Origin of the sequence: Sphingomonas olei (genome assembly GCF_045369765.1) — a bacterium.
Taxonomy (GTDB): Bacteria; Pseudomonadota; Alphaproteobacteria; order Sphingomonadales; family Sphingomonadaceae; genus Sphingomonas; species Sphingomonas panaciterrae.
In genome coordinates this window covers 384396-406184 of sequence record NZ_JBIQEU010000001.1, presented here as the reverse complement: position 1 = coordinate 406184, position 21789 = coordinate 384396, and the positions used below count along the sequence as shown (strand labels likewise).

Sequence of the window (21789 nt, the reverse complement as noted above, 5' to 3'; positions counted from 1 at the left end):
GGGCCTTGTGGATCAGTCGTGGTTAAGGGGCGGTTGAAGCGCAGGCGCCGGTTCCGCGTCTTTTTGGCCGACGTTCTGATTTTCGGCGCTTGTTGCCGAAAGGCCACGCGACAGGAATTCGGTCATTGCCTTGCCGATGCCGAGCGGCGTGTGCTGCGCCATCTGCTGCACCATTTTCTGGTCCTGCATGTCGCGGAAGGTGTCGATCGCCTGGCTGTCGAACAATGGCTCGGCAAGCTTCGCCGCGCGCATCGATTTCAGCATCATGCCGGTGAACACCGCCTCGAACTGCTGCCCCGCGGCCTTCAGGTTTTCGCTGGACGCCTCGCGCTTCAGGCCCGAGTCGATGCCTGTGGTGCCGGAGACGCGGCCGATCTGAACGGGCCCGGTCACAGGACGATCAACTCCGCCTTGAGCGCGCCGGCTTCCTTCAGCGCCTCGAGGATGGCGACGAGGTCGGCCGGCGAGGCGCCGATCGCGTTCACTGCCTTGACGATGTCCGCGAGCTTCGGGCCGGGGGCGAGCAGGAACATCGGGCGATGCTCCTCATCCACCGCGACACCCGATTTCTGTTCGCGCGCGGTCTGGCCCTGGCTGAAGGGCGCGGGCTGGCTGATGCGCTGATTCTCGTCGATCCGCACGGTGAGCTTGCCGTGGGTGACGGCGGCGGGGCCGACGCGGACCGCGGAGTTGATGACGACGGTGCCCGAGCGGGCGTTGACGATGACCTTGGCCGGTGGCTCCGCCGACACGACGTCGAGATTCTCGATCGTCGACATGAGCGTCGCGCGCACGTCGGCGCCGACCGGCGCGCGCACCGCGACCGACACCGCATCGACCGCCTGCGCCACGCCGAAGCCGAGCCGCTGGTTGATCGCCGCGGCGACATTCTGCGCGGTGGTGAAATCGGCGCGCTGGAGATTGAAGGTGAGATTGGGTGAATCGGCAAAGCCGGTGGCGACCGCGCGCTCGACGGTGGCGCCCTCCGGGATACGGCCGGTGGAGGGCGTGTTGACGACGATCTGCGAGCCGTCCTTGCCCTCCGCGCCAAGCCCGCCGACCGCGAGATTGCCCTGCGCCATGGCGTAGATCTGTCCGTCCGCGCCGAGCAATGGTGCCATGATCAGGCTGCCGCCGCGCAAGCTCTTCGCCTTGCCCATTGAGGAGACGGTGATGTCGATCCGCTGGCCGGGCTTGGCAAAGGCGGGCAGCTCGGCAGTGATCATCACCACTGCGGCATTCTTCAGCCCCTGGTTCGCATTGGGCGGCAGTTGCAGGCCGAAGCGCGATGCGACCGCCTTCATTGACTGCACGGTATATTCGAGATTGTCGTCGCCCGTGCCGGGCAGGCCGACGACGACGCCATAGCCGGTGAGCTGGTTCGAGCGGATGCCCTGGAAGCCGCCGAGATCCTTGATCCGGTCGGCGGTAGCGGGCGCCGCGACGCACAGCGCCGCGATCAGCAGCGCAGGAAGGGCGAGGAGGGTGCGGAACATGGTCATCAGAAGGGACTCACGACCTGGAAGAAGCGGCTGAGCCAGCCCTGCCGCCCGGCGCGCGCGACATCGCCCTTGCCGGTGTAGGCGATCTGGGCGTCGGCGACGCGGGTCGACGCCACGCGATTGTCGCGGTCCACGTCGGCGGTGCGCACCAGCCCCTTGATCTGGATGAATTCGTCGCCGCGATTGAGCGTCACGCGCTTCTGCCCCTGAACCAGCATCGTGCCGTTGGGATAGACCTGCGCCACGGTGACCGAGATTTCGCCGGAGAGCGAATTGGCCTGGCCGGCGGTGCCGGTGCCGGCGAAATTGCGGTTGCCGCTGACGCTGGCGTCGGTCGTGTTGAACAGGTTCAGCGGGCCGGTAGTCGGCGGGGTGATGCCGAAGCCGCCGCCCGAATCGAGCTTCGAGGTCGAGGACTTGGACGCCGCGGTCCGCTCCACCAGGACGATCGTCAGCGGATCGCCGACGCGGCGTGCGCGCCAGCCCTCATGCAGCGCGGCATAGCCATCCGCCGCCTGGAAGATCGCGCCGGTCGCCGGGGCCGGCGCCGAAGCGACGGGCAGGGGGTGGACGGCGGTGAAATCCTCTGCCGGTGCCTTCTTGCCGAACAGGCCGGCGTGGGCAGGCGCGGCGAGAAGCGCCAAAGTGCCGAATGCGGTGGCGAGCGGGAGCGTGCGCGACGTCATGGCCGGTCAGTCCTCAGATGTTCTGATTGACGTATTTGAGCATTTCGTCGGTGGCCGAGATCATCTTGGAATTGACCTCATAGGCGCGCTGAGTCTCGATCATGTCGACCAGCTCCTCGACGACGTTGACGTTGCTCGCCTCCAGCATGCCCTGGCGGATCTTCCCGCGGCCGTCCTCGCCCGGAACGCCCATGTTGGCGGTGCCCGATGCGGCGGTTTCGACGAGGTAATTGTCGCCGATCGACTGGAGCCCGACGGTGTTGGGGAAGCTGGCGACCTGGATCTGCCCGAGGTTCGATGCCTCCGCCTGGCCCGGGATCGTCGCCGACACCGTGCCGTCCATGCCGATGGTGATCGCGGTGGCGTTTTCGGGCACGTTGATGCCCGGCATCACCTGATAGCCTTCGCTGGTGACCAGCAGGCCTTCGGGCGAGCGCGAGAAATTGCCGGCGCGAGTGTAGCCAAGCTGTCCGCCGGGCAGCTGCACCTGGAAATAGCCGTCGCCGTCCAGCGCCATGTCGAGGCTGTTGCCGGTGGTGGCGAGCGAGCCCTGCGTATCGATGCGGGCGGTGCTCTGCACGCGCACGCCGGTGCCGAGATTGAGGCCCGTGGCGTAGCGCGTTTCCTGGGTCGACTGCGCACCCGGCGCGGTGATCACCTGATAGCTCAGCGTCTCGAACGCCGCGCGATCACGCTTGTACCCGGTGGTATTCACGTTCGCGAGGTTGTTCGAGATCACCCGCATGCGCGTATCCTGAGCGTCGAGCCCGGTGCGCGCGATGTGCATGGCGGCGGTGGTCATGGTCTAATTCCTTCTAATCGCGCGCGGGGCTTAGCCGGGCATCCGCATGACGGAGGCGGCGCCTTCGTCCATGGTCTTGGCTTCCTTCAGCAGGTTCGCCTGGACCTCGTAGCTGCGCTGGTTCTCGATCATGTCGACGAGGACCTGGGTCATGTTGACGTTGCTTTGTTCGAGCGTGCCGGACGCGATCTTGGCGTCCATATTCTCCGGCAGCACGCCGCCGCCGCGCACGTGCATCAGATTGTCGAGGCCCTTCACCGTCGACGAGCCGCGGTCCGACACCAGTTTCAGCTTGTCGATGACCGTGACGTCGGTGGCGGCGCCCCCCTGCGGCACGATCGAGATCGAGCCGTCCGAGCCGATCGAGAGCGAATTGTACGGCGGGATGGTGATGGGGCCCCCCGACCCCATCACCAGGTAACCGTCGCCCGTCTGCAACGTGCCCGATGCAGTGACGGTCAAGTCCCCGCGGCGCGTATAGGCTTCGGTACCGTCGGGCGCCTGTACCGTCAGCCAGGTGTCGGCATCGGTCAGCGCCACGTCGAGATTGCGACCCGTCTGGATCATCGCGCCGACGCTGCGGTCGGCATCGGTGACTTCCTGCGCGGCCGGGGCGCGCGCATCGAAGCGTGCGCCGCCGCCCTTCAGCTCGATCCGGTCGAACACCACGCGATCGGCACGAAAGCCGGTCGTGGATGCGTTTGCCATGTTGTTGGCGATGGCGGCCTGCGCCGCCATGTGCGCCTTGAGGCCCGTCGCCGCCGTATAGACCAGCTTGTCCATGGTTCGATCGATCCAAAGGTGTTCCGTTCACGCCGAAGCGCAGACGGAACACAGCAAGAGTCAGGCCAGAATTACGCGCGGATGTTGAAGATCGTCTGCGAGATCTGGCTGGAGGTATCGAGCGCCTTGGCGTTCGCCTGGAAGTTGCGCTGCGCGGCGATCAGCTCGACCAGCTCCTCGGTGATGTCGACGTTCGATCCCTCGATCGTGCCCGACATCAGCTTGCCGAAGCCGTTCTCGTTCGCGGCGCCCATCGTCGCCGTGCCGGAAAGGCCGCTGGCGCTCCAATATTGCCCGCCGGTCTGACGCAGGCCGGTCGGGTTGACGAAGTTCGCCAGCGCGACCTTGCCCAGCTTCACCGCGTCGCCGTTGGAATAGCTGGCGGTGATGATGCCGCTGTTGTCGACGGTGATGCCGGCGAATTCGCCGGGCGCGGCGCCGTTCTGCGCGCGCGAAGCGACGCTGAACGGCTGCTTCCCCGCGGTGGTGCCGGTCAGGTCGAAGCTAATCGGCGCGCGGGTCGCGTCGCCAGCGTCGGGGAAGGCGAGCGAGAACGTGCCGCTGCCCTGCAAATTGCCGCTCGAATCAAAGGCGATGTCGGTGCCGCCCTCGTTCAGTTCGACGTCACCGACGAAGCTGTGGACGGTCCATTCGCTGGCGGTGCTGGTCGCATCGGCCGGTGCCTTGCGCACGAAATAGTTGGTCAGCGTCTGCGGATTGCCGGCGGCGTCATAGATGGTGGTGGTCGTCGCGCTGCCGTAGCTGGCGGGATTGGTACGGTCGAACTCGACGTCCGATGCGGCGGCGCCGCCGTTCAGATTGGCCTTCAGCGACAGCTTGCTGGTGGCGATCGCCGCGCCGCTGCTGTCGGGCACGCGCACGTCAATGAGGGTGCCTGCGCCCGGCACGGTACCGTCCGTCTCGACCGCATAGGCCTGCAGCCGGCTGCCCTGCGCATCGGTGATGAAGCGGTTGGGATCGACGCCGAAGCTGCCGTTGCGGGTGTAGGCGATGGTGGTGCCGCCGGGCGCGGTCGTCTTGACCGGGAAGAAGCCGTCACCGGCGATCGCGAGGTCGAGCGACGATCCGGTCGTCACCAGGCTGCCCGCGCCGAACATCTGCTTGTTCTGCGCCAGCGCGGCGCCCGAGCCGGTCTGGCGGCGCGGATCGCTGGTGAAGTTCGATGCCATGATGTCGGTGAATTCGCTGCGGCTCTTCTTGAAGCCGTTGGTCGAGACATTGGCGAGGTTGTGCGAGATGGTCGACATGTCGGTCTGCGCAGCCTGGAGGCCGGAAAGCGAAGTGTAGAAGGACATGGGGAAGCTCCTGGAACGTGGGATAGGTGAGGGGAGAGGTCAGCCGATCTGGCGAACGGCGGTGGCGGGAACCTCACCGATCCCCGGCAAGGTGAGGACGGCAGCGCCGCTGGTGGTCGAAACCGAGGTGACGGGCGCCCAGACGAGGCTGTTGGCGGCGACCGAGCGGCTGCCGTCATAGGCGCTGATGCTGACGGTGAAGGGACCGGCGCCGGCATCCGCGCCGGCGGCGGTCTTGCCGTCCCAATCGTAGCTGACGGTGCCTGCCTTTTGCGCGCCGAGATCGGCGCTGTGCAGCAGCTGGCCGTTGGTATCCGAGATCGCGACGGTGACGTTGCTGGCATCGGCGCCAAGCTCGATTCCCCCGGCGATACCGCCCGAGGCACGGCCGTAGGCGACGTTGCCCGGCGTCAGCACGGTGCGGCCGACATAGCTGACCGCATCCTGCATGCTGGTGGCGCCCAGCTTGTCGGCGATCGCCTTCAGCGTGGAGCCCATTTCGGTGATGCCGGCGAGCGAGGAGAATTGCGCCATCTGGGCAACCATCTGCGTATTGTCGACCGGATCGAACGGATCCTGGTTCTTCATCTGCGCGGTCATCAGCTTCAGGAAATCGGCCTGGCCCATCGTCGGCGACTTGGTCGCCGCGTTCTTCGCCGCCGTGTTCGCGGTGCTGAGGCCGAGGTTGCCGATCGTGGCGTCGAAGGAGGTCGCCATCTATCAGCGCCCCAGCTTCAGCGTGTCGACGATCAACGACTTGGCGGTGTTCATCACCTCGACGTTGTTCTGATAGCTGCGCGCGGTCTCCATCATGTCGACCAGCTCGCGCGTTTCATCGACCGCCGACTGGTAAACAAAGCCGTCGGCATCAGCCATCGGGTTGTTGGGATCGCGGATCTTGATCGGGTCCTCACCAGCGGTGACGACGCGTTCCACGTTGACGGTGGCCATGCCACTCGCCTGGTCGAACTGCGTCCGGAACACCGGCTTCATGCTGCGATAGGCGGTTTCCGACGAGCCGGTCACCGCGCCGGCATTGGCGAGGTTCGAGGCGGTCGTGTTCATCCGCACGAGCTGCGCGGACATTGCGCGGCCAGCGACCTGGAAGATCGATAAAGGCTGGTTCGCCATGGGTTATTCTCCCTTCAGCGCGCGGGTGAGCTGGTTGATGCGGCCGTTCAGGAACGACAGCGTGGTCTGATACTGGACGGCGTTTTCGGCGAAGGCGGTCTGCTCCTTGCTGAGCTCGACCGTGTTGCCGTCCATCGAGGGTGAGTCCGGAATGCGGTACAGTGTCGCCTGCTCGACGCCGCCCTGCCGCTCCACCGAGGCGAGCGCCTTGGTGAAATCGATGTCCTTCGCCTTGAAGTTCGGCGTGGAGGCGTTGGCGATGTTGGAGGCGAGCACGTTCATGCGCTGCGCCCGCACCTGGAGCGCCGCACCATGAACCCCAAAAAGACTGCCGTTGGCCATTGGCCTGAAATCTCCTGCACGTGCCTGTGCGCGCAGTGTCCCAGCAAGGTGTGTGCCACTTCGCCTTGCCGGCAGAGCGCCACCGGCCAGCAAGGCGCGGGCGGCAAGATGTTGCCGGGCGGCCGGCAAGGTTGCCGGATAGCGGCGGTGAGCCGGCGCGATTGCCGCATCAACAAGGACTTGGCCGGTGGGCGACGGAACTGGCCCGGCGCTTGCGTAGGCGCGGGGATGAACTTTGGCACCTTCCTCGATCCAACGGCGCTTGCCATCGTGGGCGGCGGCACGGTGGCGTCGGCCATCCTGCGCAGCCCGCTGCGCGATGTGGGCCGCGCGATCGTCGCGCTGCGCGCTTTGCCGCGTCGCCCGTTCAGCGCCGATCCGCTGATCGAGCAGATCGGAGCGTTCAGCCGGATCGCGAAGCGGCACGGGGTCCTCGCGCTGGACCGATCGGTCATTGCCGACCCCGATGTTGCGGCGGCGATCGCCGATATCGTTGACGGGCACGGCCCGGCGCAGGTCGCCGCACGGCTGCACTATCTGCGTCGCGCGCGGATCGAGCGTCACGTGTCGGTTGCCGACATCTGGGCCGGTATGGCGGAAGCCGCGCCGTCGATGGGGATGGTCGGGACGTTGGTCGGGCTGGTCGCGATGTTCGTGCAGATGACCGATCCGCAAGCAATCGGTGGGGCGATGGCGGTGGCGCTGCTGGCGACGCTCTATGGCGCGTTGCTGGGCAATCTAGTTGCGCTGCCGATTGCCGCGCGGCTGCGGACGGCGGCGCGGATCGAGGCGTTCGAGCGCCAGCGGCTGGAGGCGCCGCTCGTCGCGCTGGCCCTGCGCGAGGAGCCGCAGCCGGTCAGCTTCTCGCCCGCGCGGCGGAGCGAGGCGGCATGACGACAGCCGACGACTTTCCCGTTGCGGCGGCGCATCGGCCATTGTGGCTGATCACGCTGGCAGACCTCGCGCTGCTGCTGGTCGGCTTCTTCGTGCTGCTCCACGCCAATCAGAATCTTGACCGCGCCGCGCTGATGCAGGGGGTGCGGGCCGCCTTTGGCGAGCCGGCCGCGGCGCCAGGGCCGGATCCATTGCCGCTGGCTGCCGCCGGCGTGTTCAACTTCGCGCCCGGTTCTGCGCGCCTGCCGGGCTCGCCGGGCAGCCTTGTTGCCTGGGCTGAAGAAGCGTCGCGCGACCCGCGTGTGACGCTGCGCATCACGGGCGCGGTCGACGGGTCACCCGCCGATGTCGATCGCGCGACCGGCAGTGCTGCGGTGCTTGCCGCCGATCGCGCGCGCGCCGTCGCGGCCGCGCTTGCCCCGGTGGCGAATGGCCGCATCATCATCCTGACCGCCGACCGGCCATCGCGCCGGCAGGTCGTCGTTACCTTATCCCTTACCGGAGAATCCATGTGATCGCGCTCGTCCTGGCGCTCGCCGCGCCTGCCACCGCCACTGCCCATCAGGATACGGTTGCGCTCGACAAGGCGGTGGCCGCCTTTGCCGGCAAGTCGATCGGCGAGGATGGCGGCCCGCGTGCCGCGATCGACCCGCGGCTGCGGCTGAAGCAATGTTCCACCGTGGCGCTGTCCTGGCGCACCGATGCGCATGATGCCGTGGTGGTGTCGTGCGCCGCGCCGGAATGGCGGCTGTTCGTGCCGATCCGCATGCCCGCCGGTGCGACGGTAGTGACCCGGCCGGGGGCCGCCGCCGCGGCGCCGGCCGCGATGGCGGAAAAGGTCATCAAGCGCGGCGATCCTTTGGTGATCGAGGCGGGATCCGACGGCTTTTCGGTCACGCGCGAGGGCATCGCCATGGCCGATGCGGCAGAGGGGCAGCGCCTGATGGTGCGAATCGATGGCGGCAAGATGCCGGTGCAGGCAGTGGCCGTTGCCGCTGGTCGCGCGACCCTGCCCGGGTGGGTGGAGTGAAAAAAATCCTAAAGCTGCCTCGCCGCCGGCCGTTTATGCCGGTGGGATCGAGGTGCAACGGGGATTTTTATGGTCGAACCGATCGGGACAAGACCGCGCGACCGCATCGCCGGCGTGTCGCGCGTTGCGACGCCGGCGGCCGCCGCCAGCGTCACGAAACAGCCGCAGGCCGCGCCAACGCCGACCGTCGCGGCGCAGCTGTCGGCCAGCGCGCCGGTCGATGTGGAGCGCGTCGCCAAGATCAAGGAAGCGATCGCCAAGGGCACGTTTCCGCTTTCCCCCTCCACCATCGCCGACGCGCTGATCGCCGCCCGCTACGAATGGATGTCGAATGACAAGGCGTGATGCCCTTATCCGCGTGATCGACACGCTGCACGGCGAGATCGCCGCGCTGAAGGCGAACAATGTCGCCGAGCTGGAAAAGGCGACCTCGGCAAAGCTGACCGCGATCGAGACGCTGCGCGGTCTGGGCGAGGGGCCCGCGGGGCCGGAGCTTCGCGATCTGGCCGACGAGGCCAACCGGCTCAACGACACCTGCCGGATTTACGTGAACCTGATGGCGGCCAACGTGCGCCGTCGCCTGCAGCTCCTCACCGGTGAGGACAGCAATTCCTATCGTCGGGCGCCGGCCTACGCCTGACCTGTCATCCTTCTGGGGTGCGGGCGGCGTTCGGGCCGCGCAGCACCTGTTTGCCGTTCGACCTGGCGTGCCCCTGATCCCCCGCTGACGCACACGCCTTCTGGCACACTCCTTGCTGATCGTTCCTGCGAACAGGGAATGTTTCAGCACCGATGACCGTCAACGCTCTCAATGCCGCCGCTGGGCGGGTGCAGACCGCGATCCAGCGCGCCGCTGCCAAGACCGGGATCGATTTCGATTACCTGCTTGGCCAGGCCAAGGTGGAAAGCGGCTTCAACGCATCGGCGCGTGCCCGCACCTCGTCGGCAAGCGGCCTGTACCAGTTTATCGAGCAGAGCTGGCTGGCGGTGGTGAAGAACCATGGCGCGGAGCACGGCATGGGCTGGGCCGCGGACGGCATCCAGCGTAATGGCGCCGGACGCCTGACGGTGAGCGATCCCGGCCTGCGCCGCGCGATCCTCGACCTGCGCAACAACCCCGAAGCCGCGTCGCTGATGGCGGCCGAACATGCGTCCGACAACAAGGATGCGCTGGAGGCGAGCCTTGGCCGCGAGGCGACCGGCACTGATCTCTACATGGCGCATTTCCTGGGGCTGGGCGGGGCCAAGCAGTTCCTGAAGGCAATGCAGGTATCGCCCGATCGCACCGCGGCGAGCATGTTCCCCGCCGCGGCCGGCGCGAACCGCAACGTATTCTTCAACCGCGACGGCTCCGCCCGCTCGCTGTCCGACGTGTACGAGCGGTTCGGCGCGAAGCTCGGCGACGGGGCGGGGCCTGCCGGCAGCACCGGCAATGCCGGCAATTCGTTGCCGCGTCTGCAATTTGCCGCCCAGATGCTCGACATGGAGGGCGCGACGGTGATCACCGGCGCGAACCAGTCCGCATCCGACGCCATGACCTGGGCCAATGCCGCCATGGGCCGGACCGCCAATCAGGCATCCGCGCAGGCAGCCAACCTGCTGCGCCCGTCGCCGGACAATGCGCGGCTGGCGTACATGATGCTCGCGAGCATGGGGGGCTGACCTAAGTGAAGCTGCTCGCCAATTCGCGCCAGGTGGCGCTGCCCGCCGCGATCCTGCTGCTGGTGCTCGTGATGGTCGTGCCGATCCCGGCCTTCCTCCTCGACATCTTCTTCGTCGCCAATATCGCGATCAGCTTGGCCGTGCTGATGGTCGCGCTGAACGCGCAGAAGCCGCTCGACTTCTCGTCCTTCCCGACGGTGCTGCTGTTCGCGACGCTGTTTCGCCTCGGCCTCAACGTGGCGTCGACGCGCGTCGTGCTGGTGCATGGGCATGAGGGCGAGGCGGCGGCCGGCCATGTCATCGAGGCGTTCGGCAGCTTCCTGATCGGCGGCGACTATATCGTCGGCATCTTCGTCTTCGCGATCCTGATGATCATCAACCTGATCGTGGTGACCAAGGGTGCTGGCCGCGTGTCCGAAGTGTCGGCGCGCTTCACGCTCGATGCCTTGCCCGGCAAGCAGATGGCGATCGACGCCGACCTCAACGCCGGCCTGATGACGCCCGACGAAGCCAAGAAGCGCCGCGTCGAAGTGGCGACCGAGGCGGATTTCTACGGCTCGATGGATGGTTCATCGAAGTTCGTGAAGGGCGACGCGATTGCCGCGATCCTGATCCTCGCCGCGAACATCATCGGCGGGTTGATCCTGGGCCCCGTCAGCCACGGGCTGTCGATCGCCGAAGCGGCCAAGACCTATACGCTGCTCGCGATCGGCGACGCGCTGGTCGCGCAGCTGCCGGCGCTGATGCTGTCCATCGCTGCCGCCGCGATCGTGACCCGCGTGTCGAGCGAAAAGGATCTTGCCGGCCAGATCGGCAGCCAGTTCGGTAGCCCGCGCACCTGGACGCCGGTGGCCGGCATCCTTGGCCTGTTGGGTGTCATGCCGGGCATGCCGCACCTCATTCTGCTGCCTGCCGCCGCGATCGCCGGCTTCACCGCGTGGAAGCTGCACAAGATCGCGCAGGGCCCCGCGCCGGTCGAGGACGTCGCCGCGCCTGAGCCGATCGACCAGTCGCGCATCGGCTGGGAGGAAGTGACCGACGGCATGATGGTCAATCTCGACATCGGATACGGCCTTGTGCCGCTGGTCGACGAGCGCAAGGGCGCGCCGCTGATGGGCCGGATTACCGGGGTTCGCCGGCAGCTGTCGAAGGAACTCGGCTTCGTCGTGCCGCAGGTGAAGGTGCGCGACGACATTAACCTCGCGCCCTACACCTATCGCCTCCTCGTCGGCGGTGTCGTCGTCGGCGAGGATCAGGTGTCGCCGGACGAGATGCTGGCGCTCGACACCGGCACGGGCTTTGGCGAGTTGCAGGGCAAGAAGGCGAAGGATCCGACGTTCGGGCTCGAGGCGACGTGGATCGCGCCGGGTGATGCCGATGCCGCGACCGGCGCGGGCTACCTGGTGGTCGATAGCGGCACCGTGATCGCGACGCACCTCAACCATGCGCTTGGCGCGAATGCCGCCGACCTGCTGGGCGCGGATGAGGTACAGGCGCTGCTCGACGGGCTGAAGGAGCGCAACCCGCAGCTCGTCGCCTCGATGGTGCCGCAGCCGCTGTCGCTGACCACGCTGACCAGCGTGCTGAAGGCGCTGCTCAACGAAGGTATCACGCTGAAGGAATTCCGTCGTATCGCGTCGGCCATCACCGTCGTCGCGCAGCGCACGCAGGATGCCGAGGAGATCGTCGAGCTGATCCGCCCGGAACTGGGCCCGCTGATCATCCAGAAATTGTGCGGCGTGCGCGAGCCGCTGCGCGTGATGACGCTGGAAGGTGGCCTCGAAGGGCTGCTTGGCCAGGCGATGCGGTCCGACCCGTCGCGCCGCCATGTCGTCGAGCCGGAGCTCGGCCGCCGCATTGTCGATGCGCTGCAGCGCGCCGCCCAGCCGATGGTCGCCGAGGCCAAGCCCTTCGCGCTCGTCGTTCAGCCCGCGATCCGCGTCGCGATCCGCAAGTTGGTCAAAACCTGTCTGCCGGATACCCCCGTCATGAGCTTCTTCGAAGTCCCCGAGGACAAGGCCGTCGAGGTCGTCGCCGTAATCGGCGCGAATGATACCCACCCAGCAATTGGTGCGGGCCAGCCGCAGATGGCGGTGGCGGCATGAGCGCGATGCCGATGGCAGCAGCCTTCGCCGAGGCGATGCCGCTGACCTATTCGCCGCGGCAGCGCGCGCGCGATGAAGGGGCATTGGTGCGCGAGCACCTCCCGCTCGTCCGCCGGCTGGCGTGGCATGTCCATGGCAGCGTTTCGACCGCGATCGAGGTGGAGGATCTGGTGCAGACCGGGCTGGTCGCGCTGGTCGAGGCCGCCGGATCGTTCGAGGATCGCGGGCAGGTGACCTTCAAGCAATATCTCACCACCCGGCTGCGCGGGGCGATGATCGACGAGCTTCGCCGCCACGCGGCGATGACGCGCGGGGCGATCAAGCGGCGGCGCGACTATGCCCGCACGGTGCAGACGCTGACCGGCGAGCTTGGCCGCGCGCCCAAGGATGACGAGACGGCAAAGCGGCTGGGGGTGACGGTGGAGAAGCTTCGGCTGGATTACGCGGCCGCGGAGGCGGTGAAGTTTGAATCGATCGACGACGTTTATGTCGACGACCAGCCCTGGTTTGCCAGCGATGAGCCCAACGCGTTCGACCAGCTCGCCGAGGGGCAGCAGCGCGACCGGCTGATTGCGGCGATCGCGGCGTTGCCGGAACGCGAACAGCTGGTGATCCAGCTTTATCTTGTCGAGGAACTGAACCTCGATGAGATCGGCGAAGTGCTGGGCGTCGGTGCGGCGCGCGTGTGCCAGATCAAGAGCGCGGCGCACGCGCGGCTGAAGAAGACGCTGCTGCGCGGCTGAGGCAAGGAGCCGCGACGAGGCGGCTCTTGATCGATATCAAGCGGTTCGCCGGGAACACTCCCGCCGGGCTGAGCGTATCTCGGGCCCATGCCTCAGCCCGCTACACCGTTGTTTCCCTGGCGCCACGAGGATCAGGATCGATTCGAGCGCCTGCTTCAGCACCATGTTGAGGACCGCTTGTTCCCGTGCGTCGGCGCCAAGGCGGCGCTGGCCAAGGGCACGCTGAGCGTCCTTGCCTGCAACCGCATCGACAGCGGGTGGGACGACCTGCGCATCCATGATGGTCTGTTGCGCTTTGCCTCCGCCTATCGCGAGGAGCCGGCACTGTTCCGCAGCTTTGCCGTGGTGTTCAACGGCCCTGAGGATCTCGACGAGCCGGCGTTCGAGCAGGCGCTGTGGGATCGCGTGCAATCCTTGTCCGACAAGGACGTGTGGCGCGGCCAGGAATATGACCACCGCGTCAGCCATGATCCGGAGGACCCGCATTTCTCGCTGAGCTTCGGCGGCGAGGCGTTCTTCGTCGTCGGGCTTCACCCCCATGCCAGCCGCCCCGCGCGCCGCTTTGCCAAGCCGGCGCTGGTGTTCAACCTGCACGACCAGTTCGAGATCCTGCGCGCGGAGGGCCGGTACGAGGGGATGCGCGAGAAGATCCTGATCCGCGACGAGGCGCTGGCTGGATCGCGCAACCCGATGCTGGCGCGCCACGGCACCGCCAGCGAGGCGCGGCAATATAGCGGCCGCGTGGTCGATGACGCCTGGGCCTGCCCCTTCCATTATCGCGGTGCTGATGACTGAAGCGACACGGATTCCCGAACGAAGCGGCACGGCCTTTCGCCTCGACAAGGGCGCCATCCTCGAAGTGATCGACCCGATGGGAGTGCAGGTGTCCGACCTGCTCGCCTTCAACGCCGATGACGTGGGGGAGGCGATCTCCTCGGGGCGGACGTTCGACTATGCCGAGACGATCTACCTGACGACGGGCCATGTGCTGTATTCCAACCGCTCGCGCCCGATGCTGGAGATCATCGCCGACGATGTCGGGCGGCACGACTTCCTGCTGACGCCGTGCAGCTATGACACGTTCCGGCATTTCTACCCGGACAAGCCGCTGCACCGCGGCTGCTTCGGCAACCTCGCGGAGGCGCTGGCGCCTTATGGCGTCACCGAGGACATGATCCCGTGTGCGTTCAACTGTTTCATGAACGTGCCGGTGAATGGTGAGACGGGAAAGCTGGAGGTGTTGCCGCCGATCAGCAAGGCGGGTGACAAGATCGTGTTCCGCGCGGCGATGGACCTCGTCATCGGCCTGACTGCCTGTTCCGCCTATTCGTCCAACGGCGGCAGCTTCAAGCCGATCGATTACCGGATCGTCGGCTAGGGCGAACGCCGCTTCGCCGCATAAGGAAAAACCCGGCAGCCGTTCGGCCACCGGGTTCCTCGTCTTCTCTGCTGCGCCGAGCGGAGCGGCACCCGCACCCATGTGGGGGCGGTGCCGGTGCCGCTCACGGATCAGCCGAGAAGCTTCATCACGCCCTGCTGCGACTGATTGGCCTGCGCCAGCATCGCGGTCGACGCCTGGCTGAGGATCTGCGCCTTGGCGAGCGCGGTCGATTCTGCCGAGAAGTCGGCGTCCTCGATCCGGCTGCGTGCGTCCGACAGGTTGGTCGACGTGGTGGTCAGGTTGTTGACCGTCACCTCCAACCGGTTCTGGATCGCACCCAGATCACCACGGGTGGCCGAGATCTGGTCCAGCGCCGCGTCGATTTTCGACAGCGCGGAGGAAGCCGACGACTGAGTGGTGATGTCGAGGCCTTGCTCCATGTTGGCGGTTCCGCCCTGGGTTGCGAGGCCGAGCTTGGCCACGTCCGAGCCTTCGAGACGAACGGCCGAACCGTCGGTGGATGCAAGCGTGATGCGGCCATCCACGGCCGATGCATAGACCTTGGTCTCGTCCGTCAGCTTGTTGATTTCATCCGCCATCTGGGCAGCAGTAAGCGCGGTGCTTGCAAGGTTAGTAGTGCCGTCAGCCTCCTTGCCGGTGGTGGCGCCAATGGTCACGCCGTTGATCTTCAGGTTGCCGGTCGTGATCGCAGCAGCGGCCGTTACCGCCGTACCCGAGAAAGTGGAGCCATTGCTGATGTTCAGCCCGAAGCTCTTGACGGCCGCACGATCGATATCGTCGACGTCGGTCGCATTGGCCGTGGTTGCGTCGCCATCGTCAGGAGTAAAGTCCGTGACGCCAACCTCGATGTTCTTGCCATCGGCGCGGGTCAGCGAGACGAAGCCCTGTTGCTTGCCGGTCGGCGCGCCGGTCAATCCGGTCACCTCGATGTCAGCACCCGTGCTGTTGGCGAAGGTAATCGTCTTGTCGTCGTTCAGCGTTGCAGTGACGCCCAGCGTGTCACTGTTGCGATTGATGTTGGCGACCAAATCCTCTGCCGAGCTCGCGCCGGAGATGCTCTTGCCGTTCACCGTAACCGAGCCGGCGGTGAAGGTCTCGGCGGTGATCTTGCCGGTGGTCACGTTGTTCGACGCCTTGGCGGTGACGCCCGTCTTGTCGCTGTTGGCGTTGATCGCGTCTGCCAGTACCTTGGCTGCATCATCGGTCGTGGATGCGATGTTCTCGCTGACCGCGCTGACGCCGTTGAACTGCACCTGGCCCGCGATGATGCCGCCCGACAGATTGACGCGACCGGAGGTCAACTGGCCAGCCTCACCGCCGGCGCTGAGGCCAAGCGACGCGGTGGAAATGCTGCCCATCGAGATCGAGACGGTGTCCCCACTGTTGGTGCCGGTCTGGAGCTTCAGATCCTTCACCGACCCGTCGAGCAGGTTCAGGCCGTTGAAGTTGGTCGTCTTGGCAATGTCGTTGATCTGGCTATTCAGCTGGTTGACTTCGGCCTGCAGCGCCTTGCGCTCGGACGTGCCCAGCGTGCCGTTGGCCGACTGGGTCGCCAGTTCCTTCATGCGCTGTAGCATGTTGGTGACTTCGCCCAGCGCGCCTTCCGCGGTCTGCGCCATCGAGATGCCGTCGTTGGCGTTGCGGATGGCGACACCCATGGATCGGACCTGGCTGGTCATGCGGCTGGCGATGGCGAGGCCGGCGGCGTCGTCCTTCGCCGAGTTGATGCGCTTGCCAGTTGAGAGGCGCTCCATCGCGGTCGAGAGATCCGACTGCGCTTTCGTCGACGCGTTGGCGGCGCGAAGCGCCGAGATGTTGCTTCCGATAACGGTCATGGTGGGTTCCTTCGGTGTCTACGACCGCCCCGCCGCCCCCAGAGCGGAGGGCCGAGCCGTCGCCATACGAAACGGCCAAGGCACGGAAGCTTTTAGAACTTTTTTTGCAGGCCGTCCGGACTGCCGGAAATGCGGCCCGCGCGCTCTGACGATCGGGAGCGATTGCCGGCAGCCGGCAAGAGTTGGCCGGCATTCCGGCAAGGCGGCAAGCGGCTGCCAGAGCCGGCTTCCTCGCGCGCGGGTCCGGGCAGGAGCGCGCCCGTTCGGGTACGCGCGGCGCGTTCGGGCGCATTTGCGCGCGCGATACGCACCCGGAAAAATTCTGCCGGCCGGCTGCCGGCTCAAGAGGTCGTTAACCAACTAACGCCTAGAGACAGGATCATTCCGTGGGGGAAAAGTTTTGCGCTCGATCGTTCCGTCCGCTGCTGTTGCCGATACGCATGTCACGCTGGTTTCCTCGCTTCGCGCGCAGGGCTTTGTCGTTGCCGCGCCGTCCGGGCGCCCGCAGCCGGATACTGCGTGGCTGGTGGCCGAGGGCGAGGCCTCTCCCGTGCCGGCGCGCACCGTCATCCTCTCGCGCGGCGCGCCGCAGGTGACGCCGTTTCGCGATGGCGCGCCGGCGCGGCTGCAGTTCGATCATGCCGATTCGGTGGTCGGCAATGCCTTTGCCCGCGCACTGGCGGGCGGCCCCGAGCTTCCCACCGCCGCCGATCCCGAGACGCTGGCGCTGTTCGCGCTGGCCGAGCGCGTTGCCGCTGCCGACATCACCGTCCTGATCAACGGGCCGACCGGTACCGGCAAGGAAGTGCTGGCGCGTGCGATCCATCGCAATTCGGGGCGCGCGGACGGCCCGTTCATTGCGATCAATTGCGCCGCGCTGCCCGAAACCATGCTGGAAGCGATGCTGTTCGGCCATGTAAAAGGCAGCTACACGGGCGCGTCGTCGGGGGGCGAGGGCTTCTTCCGCGCGGCCAACGGCGGCACCATCGTGCTCGACGAAATCGCCGAAATGCCGCTGCCGCTGCAGGCCAAGCTGCTGCGTGTCCTGCAGGAGCGCGAAGTCGTTCCGATCGGCGCGACGCATCCGGTGCCGATCGACGTGCGCGTCGTCGCCTGCGCCAACCGCGACCTTCAGGAAGAGGTGGCCGCCGGCCGCTTCCGCGCCGACCTGTACTATCGCCTGTCGGTGTTTCCGCTGACCACGCGGGCGCTGGCGGATCGTGCGCAGGACGTGCCCGCGCTCGCCGCGACGATGATCCTGCGTCATGCCGGCGTTCGCGCGGTGGTTCCCTGGCCCTCGCACGAGGCGATCGCCAAGCTGGTCGCGCATGACTGGCCGGGCAACGTCCGCGAGCTCGAGAATGTCATCCAGCGCGCCCTGCTGTTCTGCGGTGGCGAGACGATCGAGGCCGATCACATCGTGTTCGATCGCGCCAGCGCGCCGCGCCCGTTCGTCTTTGCCGATGAGCCTGCGGCACCGGGCGCCACGACGCTCGGGTCGGTCGTTCAGCTGTCCGAATTTGCCGCGATCCGCGAGACTTTGAAGGCGTGCGGCGGAAATCGTATCGAAACTGCCCGCCGCCTCGGCATTTCGGAACGAACCTTGCGTTACCGCCTCGCGAAGGCGCGCGAGCAGGGTGAAGAGATCGCCGCGCCGCATGATCGGAGACTGACGGCATGAGCGGTGTTGGTGGTGTAGGCGGGGTCGACCGGGTGATGGCGCTGCGCGCCCAGATCCTGGAGCGCAACGCTGCGCTGAGCCGCGCGAACGCAACGATCGCGGCGGAGAGCGGGCCCGCTTCCGGCGCGCAACAGGCGGGAAGTTTTGCCGCGACGATGGAAAGCGCGCTTCAATCGGTGAACGCGCAGTCGCAGAAATCCTCCGCGCTGACCGAAGCCTATGAGCGTGGCGAGACGGTCGACATCGCCAAGGTGATGCTTGCCCGGCAGGAGGCCTCGGTCGGCTTCGAGGCGACGCTGCAAGTCCGCAACAAGATCCTGTCCGCGTACAAGGACATCATGAGCATGCCGGTCTGATATGGCTAACGCACTTGCCCCTACGAACCCCGCCCAGCCGAACTCGGTGATCCCGGAGCGCTTCGCGAACCCGCTGAAGCAGATCCAGGGCGTGTTCGCACAGCCCGCGGTGCGCCGTGCGGGCCCGATGGCGCTGATGGTCAGCCTGATCGGCGCCTCGGCGCTGGCATGGTCGGCGCTGTCCACGCCGCCGCAGAAGATGCTCTATTCGGGGCTGCCGGACGCCGACAAGGCGGCCGTCACCCAGGCGCTGTCCGCGGCGAGCATTACCAGCCACATCGACGAAGCGACCGATGCGGTGACGGTGAACGAGGAGGATTATTCCCGCGCGCGCCTGCTGCTGGCGGGCCAGGGCCTGCCCAAGGCAGCGCCGGGCGGCTACGCGATCCTCGATCAGTTGCCGATGGGCGTCAGCCGCGCCGTTGAAGGGGAGCGGCTGCGCCAGGCGCGCGAAACGGAGCTGGCGCGATCGATCCAGGAGATCGATGTCGTGACCGAGGCGCGCGTACATCTGGCGATGCCTGAATCCAGCGTGTTCGTGCGCGACAATGCCCAGCCTTCGGCCTCCGTGGTGGTGAAGCTGCAGGGTGGCCGTGCGTTGAGCGAGGCGCAGGTGCAGTCGATCATCAACCTCGTCGCCTCGTCGGTGCCGGGCATGAAGCCCGAGGCGGTGACGATCGTCGACCAGATGGGCGGCCTGCTCTCCAAGCCGGGCGGCATGGGGCAGAGCGGCACCGAGCAGCGGATCGCGCTGCAGCGGCAGGTGGAGGAAAAGTACCGCACGCAGTTGATCCAGCTGCTGACGCCGCTGGTAGGCGCGGGCAACTTCACCGCCGAGGTGCAGGCCGACGTCAACATGGACGAGACGTCCGCGACCCGCGAAAGCTACGAGAAGGAAGGCGCGCTGCGCGCCGAAACCGGCAATTGGACGGGCAACCAGGCGCCCGACAGCCAAGCGCCCGGCGGCATCCCCGGCGCGCTGAGCAACACGCCGCCGCCCGCCGCAGCATTGCAGCAGCCGCAGGCCGCGACGGGCGCGAACGGTCAGCCCGTCGCCCCGGGCCAGCCGGTCGCTGGCGGCCCGGCGCCCAATCCGAACAAGCAGTCCGATCAGTTCGCCCGCTCCTACGATCTGGGCCGCGAAGTGTCGGTGACGCGGGCGGCACCGGGGGGCGTGAAGCGCCTGTCGGTGGCGGTGCTGCTGCGCGAGCCTGAACAGGGCAAGCGCACCGCGATGGAGATCAACCAGATCACTCAGCTGGTCCGCTCCGCGGTTGGCTATGATCAGGGGCGCAATGATCAGGTGACGGTGATCAGCCGCAAGTTTGCTGGTGAAGGCGAGGGCGCGAGCGATGGTCCCGCCTGGTATGACAATAGCTGGATGCCGGTGATCGCGCGCAACGTGACCGCAATTCTGATCGCGCTGCTGGTCCTGCTGCTGGGCGTGCGCCCGCTGGCCAAGGCGCTGATGAAGAAGAAGGAAGAGGCGGAGGCACCGTCGCGCGCGATGCTCGCGGCGGGCGGCGAGGGCAGCGGTGACGGCATGGATGGCACGATTGGCGCCGCCGAGATCGCCGTGGCACCGCCGGTGACGCTGGACGAGATCGAGGCGAGCCGCAATTACGACGAGCGGATCGGCAAGGTGCGCGGCTTCACCCGCGACAACCCGGCGCGCGCTGCGCTGGCGGTGCGCGACATGATGAAGGCGACCGCGCAGTGAGCGAGATCGCGCTGCGCACCTTTACCGGCACCGAACGTGCCGCGGTGCTGATGATGCTGGTGGGCGAGGAGGAGGCCGCGGCGATCCTCCAGAAGCTGGAGCCCGACGAGGTGCGCGAGCTGGGCCGTGCGATGTACACCGTCGCCGATGTCAGCGAGGCGGACGTCGAGGGCGTGTTGGACGATTTCGTCGGGCGCGCGCGTGAGCGGACCGGCATCACCTTCGACCCCAAGCCCAAGATCGAGGCGGTGATGCACCGCGCGCTGGGTCAGGAGAAGGCGGAAAGCGTGCTCGCGCGCATCACCCCGCCGGAAGCGGCATGCGAGATCGAGCTGCTCGACTGGCTGGATGCGACCGACATCGCGGCGATGATCGAAAAGGAGCATCCGCAGGTCTGCGCATTGCTGATCGCCAACCTTGATCCGGCGGTCGGTGCGCAGGTGCTGGAATTGCTGCCCGACGCGGCACAACCCGAGATCCTGCACCGGATCGCGAAGCTTGGCCCGATCACGCCCGAAGCGGTCGAGACGCTGAAGACGATGATCGGCAGCCGCGCGGTGAGCGCTGCGCAGGGCACGCAGGTGAAGCTGGGCGGTACGCGCGAGGCGGCGAAGATCCTGCAGGGCGCACGCAAGGCGACCGAGCAGCGCGTCATGCCCAAGCTGTTCAAGCTGGACAAGGAAACCGCACGGGCGATCGAGGAGGCGATGTTCGTCTTCGACAATCTGCTCGACATGGACGACAAGAATCTGGGCACGCTGATCCGCAACATCGACAGCGACATCCTGACCCGCGCGTTGAAGGGCGTGGACGAGGCGGCGCGCAACCGCTTCCTCGGCTGCATGTCTGCCCGTGCGGCCGACGGCATCCGCGACGAGATGGAAGCGCGGGGCCCGATGCGCCTGTCGGAAGTGCTCGATGCGCAGAAGGCGATCATCGCCATTGCCCGTACGCTCGCCAAGGATGGCACGATCATGATGGGTGGGGGCGAGGACGATTATGTCTGAGGCAGCCAGGTCGGAGAAGGCCACGTCGGGGACAGGGGCCAATGTGTTCATCGCCGGCTTCGCGCCGCGCCAGGATGATGCCGCGCTTCGCCTGCAGAGGGTGTTTGCCGAACGCGCGCCGGGCTTCTCGCCCGGTGACATGATCGCGCGGATCGAGGAGGCGTTCTGCGCCTCGTCGCAGCCGCATGGCATGGCGGATGGGGCAGAGGATCACGCCGAGGCAGCGGCCAGCGAGACGCAGGACGAAGCGGCGCATGTCGATCCGGTCGTTGCCGCGATGGCGGACGTGCCGATGATCGATCGGCTGGCGGAGGCGCATCAGTCCGGTTTCGATGCCGGCTATGCTGCTGCGCAGGCCGAATATGCCGCGTCGGTCGAGCGTGACTCGGCGTTGGTGCAGGGGATCCTTGCGGCGCTTCGATCTGACCAGCGCGTCGATCGCGAGCGGACCGCCGCGCAGCTGCGCCAGACGGTGTTGCACCTTGTCAGCGGGCTGATCGACCAGGTCGGCATTTCCGGCGATCTGCTCGCCCGGCGGGTGGAAGCGGCATCAGATCTGCTGGCCGACCAGTCGGAAAGCGCCATCTTGCGCGTCCACCCGGACGATGTCGCGCTGCTCGACGGGCGCCTTCCCGACACGATCTTTTCCGTCGGTGACGCGTCGCTCGGGCGCGGGTCCTTCGTGCTCGAGGCGGCTTCCACCATTGTCGAGGATGGCCCGGACCTGTGGCTCGAACAGTTGACCAGCACGCTCGAGAAGGTTGCCGTTCCCGCGCTCTGACCCGTCCGCTC

General features: G+C 67.0%; 24 protein-coding genes and 2 pseudogenes. 15 read left to right on the top strand and 11 right to left on the bottom strand.

What is annotated here, in order from left to right; all coding sequences use genetic code 11:
• Positions 1–12 precede the first annotated feature (12 nt).
• From ACH0BU_RS02110 to ACH0BU_RS02070, 9 genes are all read right to left on the bottom strand, one after another.
• On the bottom strand, positions 13–393 hold the full coding sequence (locus ACH0BU_RS02110; RefSeq protein WP_082102714.1) for a rod-binding protein: 381 nt from the start codon (positions 391–393) through the stop codon (positions 13–15).
• Complete coding sequence (locus ACH0BU_RS02105; RefSeq protein ID WP_046407878.1) at positions 390–1496, bottom strand: flagellar basal body P-ring protein FlgI; 1107 nt, start codon at positions 1494–1496, stop codon at positions 390–392. Before ACH0BU_RS02105 ends, ACH0BU_RS02110 begins: the two co-directional genes overlap by 4 nt.
• Positions 1497–1501: 5 nt before the next feature.
• Entirely contained in the window at positions 1502–2188 is a 687-nt protein-coding gene (locus ACH0BU_RS02100) for a flagellar basal body L-ring protein FlgH (RefSeq protein WP_500263659.1), read from the bottom strand.
• A gap of 13 nt (positions 2189–2201) precedes the next feature.
• Entirely contained in the window at positions 2202–2990 is a 789-nt protein-coding gene (gene flgG, locus ACH0BU_RS02095; RefSeq protein ID WP_296220256.1) for a flagellar basal-body rod protein FlgG, read from the bottom strand.
• Between the two features lie 30 nt (positions 2991–3020).
• On the bottom strand, positions 3021–3773 hold the full coding sequence (locus ACH0BU_RS02090) for a flagellar basal body rod protein FlgF (protein ID WP_046407769.1): 753 nt from the start codon (positions 3771–3773) through the stop codon (positions 3021–3023).
• Between the two features lie 71 nt (positions 3774–3844).
• Positions 3845–5089: a flagellar hook protein FlgE gene (locus tag ACH0BU_RS02085; protein WP_500263658.1), complete on the bottom strand. Its 1245-nt coding sequence runs from the start codon at positions 5087–5089 to the stop codon at positions 3845–3847.
• 39 nt (positions 5090–5128) lie between these two features.
• Positions 5129–5806 carry a flagellar hook assembly protein FlgD gene (locus ACH0BU_RS02080; protein ID WP_500263657.1) on the bottom strand — a complete coding sequence of 226 codons (678 nt, stop codon included), beginning with the start codon at positions 5804–5806 and terminating at the stop codon, positions 5129–5131.
• A 3-nt stretch (positions 5807–5809) separates the two neighbouring features.
• Positions 5810–6220: a flagellar basal body rod protein FlgC gene (gene flgC, locus ACH0BU_RS02075; protein ID WP_046407775.1), complete on the bottom strand. Its 411-nt coding sequence runs from the start codon at positions 6218–6220 to the stop codon at positions 5810–5812.
• Between the two features lie 3 nt (positions 6221–6223).
• Positions 6224–6562 (bottom strand): flagellar basal body rod protein FlgB, encoded by a 339-nt coding sequence (locus ACH0BU_RS02070; RefSeq protein WP_500263656.1) that lies wholly within the window; start codon positions 6560–6562, stop codon positions 6224–6226.
• A gap of 228 nt (positions 6563–6790) precedes the next feature.
• On the opposite strand from ACH0BU_RS02070, the gene ACH0BU_RS02065 reads away from it, so the two are divergent.
• The 10 genes from ACH0BU_RS02065 (at position 6791) to ACH0BU_RS02020 (ending at position 14374) form a co-directional block, all read left to right on the top strand.
• Positions 6791–7456, top strand: coding sequence for a motility protein A (locus ACH0BU_RS02065; protein WP_500263655.1), 666 nt, complete (start codon positions 6791–6793; stop codon positions 7454–7456).
• Entirely contained in the window at positions 7453–7971 is a 519-nt protein-coding gene (locus ACH0BU_RS02060; protein ID WP_500263654.1) for a flagellar motor protein MotB, read from the top strand. Before ACH0BU_RS02065 ends, ACH0BU_RS02060 begins: the two co-directional genes overlap by 4 nt.
• On the top strand, positions 7968–8486 hold the full coding sequence (locus ACH0BU_RS02055) for a flagella basal body P-ring formation protein FlgA (protein ID WP_500263653.1): 519 nt from the start codon (positions 7968–7970) through the stop codon (positions 8484–8486). The genes ACH0BU_RS02060 and ACH0BU_RS02055 overlap by 4 nt, the downstream gene beginning before the upstream one ends.
• A gap of 69 nt (positions 8487–8555) precedes the next feature.
• Positions 8556–8831 (top strand): flagellar biosynthesis anti-sigma factor FlgM, encoded by a 276-nt coding sequence (gene flgM, locus ACH0BU_RS02050; protein ID WP_136450744.1) that lies wholly within the window; start codon positions 8556–8558, stop codon positions 8829–8831.
• Positions 8818–9126, top strand: a complete 309-nt coding sequence (locus ACH0BU_RS02045) for a hypothetical protein (protein WP_046407784.1) — start codon at positions 8818–8820, stop codon at positions 9124–9126. Before flgM ends, ACH0BU_RS02045 begins: the two co-directional genes overlap by 14 nt.
• A gap of 152 nt (positions 9127–9278) precedes the next feature.
• Entirely contained in the window at positions 9279–10148 is an 870-nt protein-coding gene (locus ACH0BU_RS02040; protein ID WP_125944163.1) for a lytic transglycosylase domain-containing protein, read from the top strand.
• Positions 10149–10153: 5 nt separating this feature from the next.
• Entirely contained in the window at positions 10154–12253 is a 2100-nt protein-coding gene (flhA, locus tag ACH0BU_RS02035) for a flagellar biosynthesis protein FlhA (RefSeq protein WP_500263652.1), read from the top strand.
• On the top strand, positions 12250–12996 hold the full coding sequence (locus ACH0BU_RS02030) for a sigma-70 family RNA polymerase sigma factor (protein ID WP_500263651.1): 747 nt from the start codon (positions 12250–12252) through the stop codon (positions 12994–12996). The genes flhA and ACH0BU_RS02030 overlap by 4 nt, the downstream gene beginning before the upstream one ends.
• An 87-nt stretch (positions 12997–13083) precedes the next feature.
• Positions 13084–13791: a guanitoxin biosynthesis heme-dependent pre-guanitoxin N-hydroxylase GntA gene (gene gntA / locus ACH0BU_RS02025; RefSeq protein WP_500263650.1), complete on the top strand. Its 708-nt coding sequence runs from the start codon at positions 13084–13086 to the stop codon at positions 13789–13791.
• Positions 13784–14374, top strand: coding sequence for a DUF1989 domain-containing protein (locus tag ACH0BU_RS02020; RefSeq protein ID WP_500263649.1), 591 nt, complete (start codon positions 13784–13786; stop codon positions 14372–14374). The genes gntA and ACH0BU_RS02020 overlap by 8 nt, the downstream gene beginning before the upstream one ends.
• Positions 14375–14505: 131 nt before the next feature.
• On the opposite strand, the pseudogene ACH0BU_RS02015 reads toward ACH0BU_RS02020, so the two are convergent.
• Both ACH0BU_RS02015 and ACH0BU_RS02010 read right to left on the bottom strand, forming a co-directional pair.
• Positions 14506–14760, bottom strand: a pseudogene (locus ACH0BU_RS02015) (flagellin); the annotation flags it as partial.
• Between the two features lie 591 nt (positions 14761–15351).
• Positions 15352–16233, bottom strand: a pseudogene (locus ACH0BU_RS02010) (flagellin N-terminal helical domain-containing protein); the annotation flags it as partial.
• A 400-nt stretch (positions 16234–16633) separates the two neighbouring features.
• On the opposite strand from ACH0BU_RS02010, the gene ACH0BU_RS02005 reads away from it, so the two are divergent.
• The 5 genes from ACH0BU_RS02005 to ACH0BU_RS01985 are packed head-to-tail and all read left to right on the top strand — an operon-like array spanning position 16634 to position 21778.
• Positions 16634–17914: a sigma-54 interaction domain-containing protein gene (locus ACH0BU_RS02005; RefSeq protein ID WP_500263648.1), complete on the top strand. Its 1281-nt coding sequence runs from the start codon at positions 16634–16636 to the stop codon at positions 17912–17914.
• Positions 17911–18270, top strand: coding sequence for a flagellar hook-basal body complex protein FliE (gene fliE, locus ACH0BU_RS02000; RefSeq protein WP_500263647.1), 360 nt, complete (start codon positions 17911–17913; stop codon positions 18268–18270). Before ACH0BU_RS02005 ends, fliE begins: the two co-directional genes overlap by 4 nt.
• A gap of 1 nt (position 18271) precedes the next feature.
• Complete coding sequence (gene fliF / locus ACH0BU_RS01995) at positions 18272–19990, top strand: flagellar basal-body MS-ring/collar protein FliF (protein ID WP_500263646.1); 1719 nt, start codon at positions 18272–18274, stop codon at positions 19988–19990.
• Positions 19987–20997 carry a flagellar motor switch protein FliG gene (gene fliG, locus ACH0BU_RS01990; protein WP_125944170.1) on the top strand — a complete coding sequence of 337 codons (1011 nt, stop codon included), beginning with the start codon at positions 19987–19989 and terminating at the stop codon, positions 20995–20997. Before fliF ends, fliG begins: the two co-directional genes overlap by 4 nt.
• Positions 20990–21778, top strand: a complete 789-nt coding sequence (locus ACH0BU_RS01985; protein ID WP_500263645.1) for a FliH/SctL family protein — start codon at positions 20990–20992, stop codon at positions 21776–21778. Before fliG ends, ACH0BU_RS01985 begins: the two co-directional genes overlap by 8 nt.
• Positions 21779–21789 lie beyond the last annotated feature (11 nt).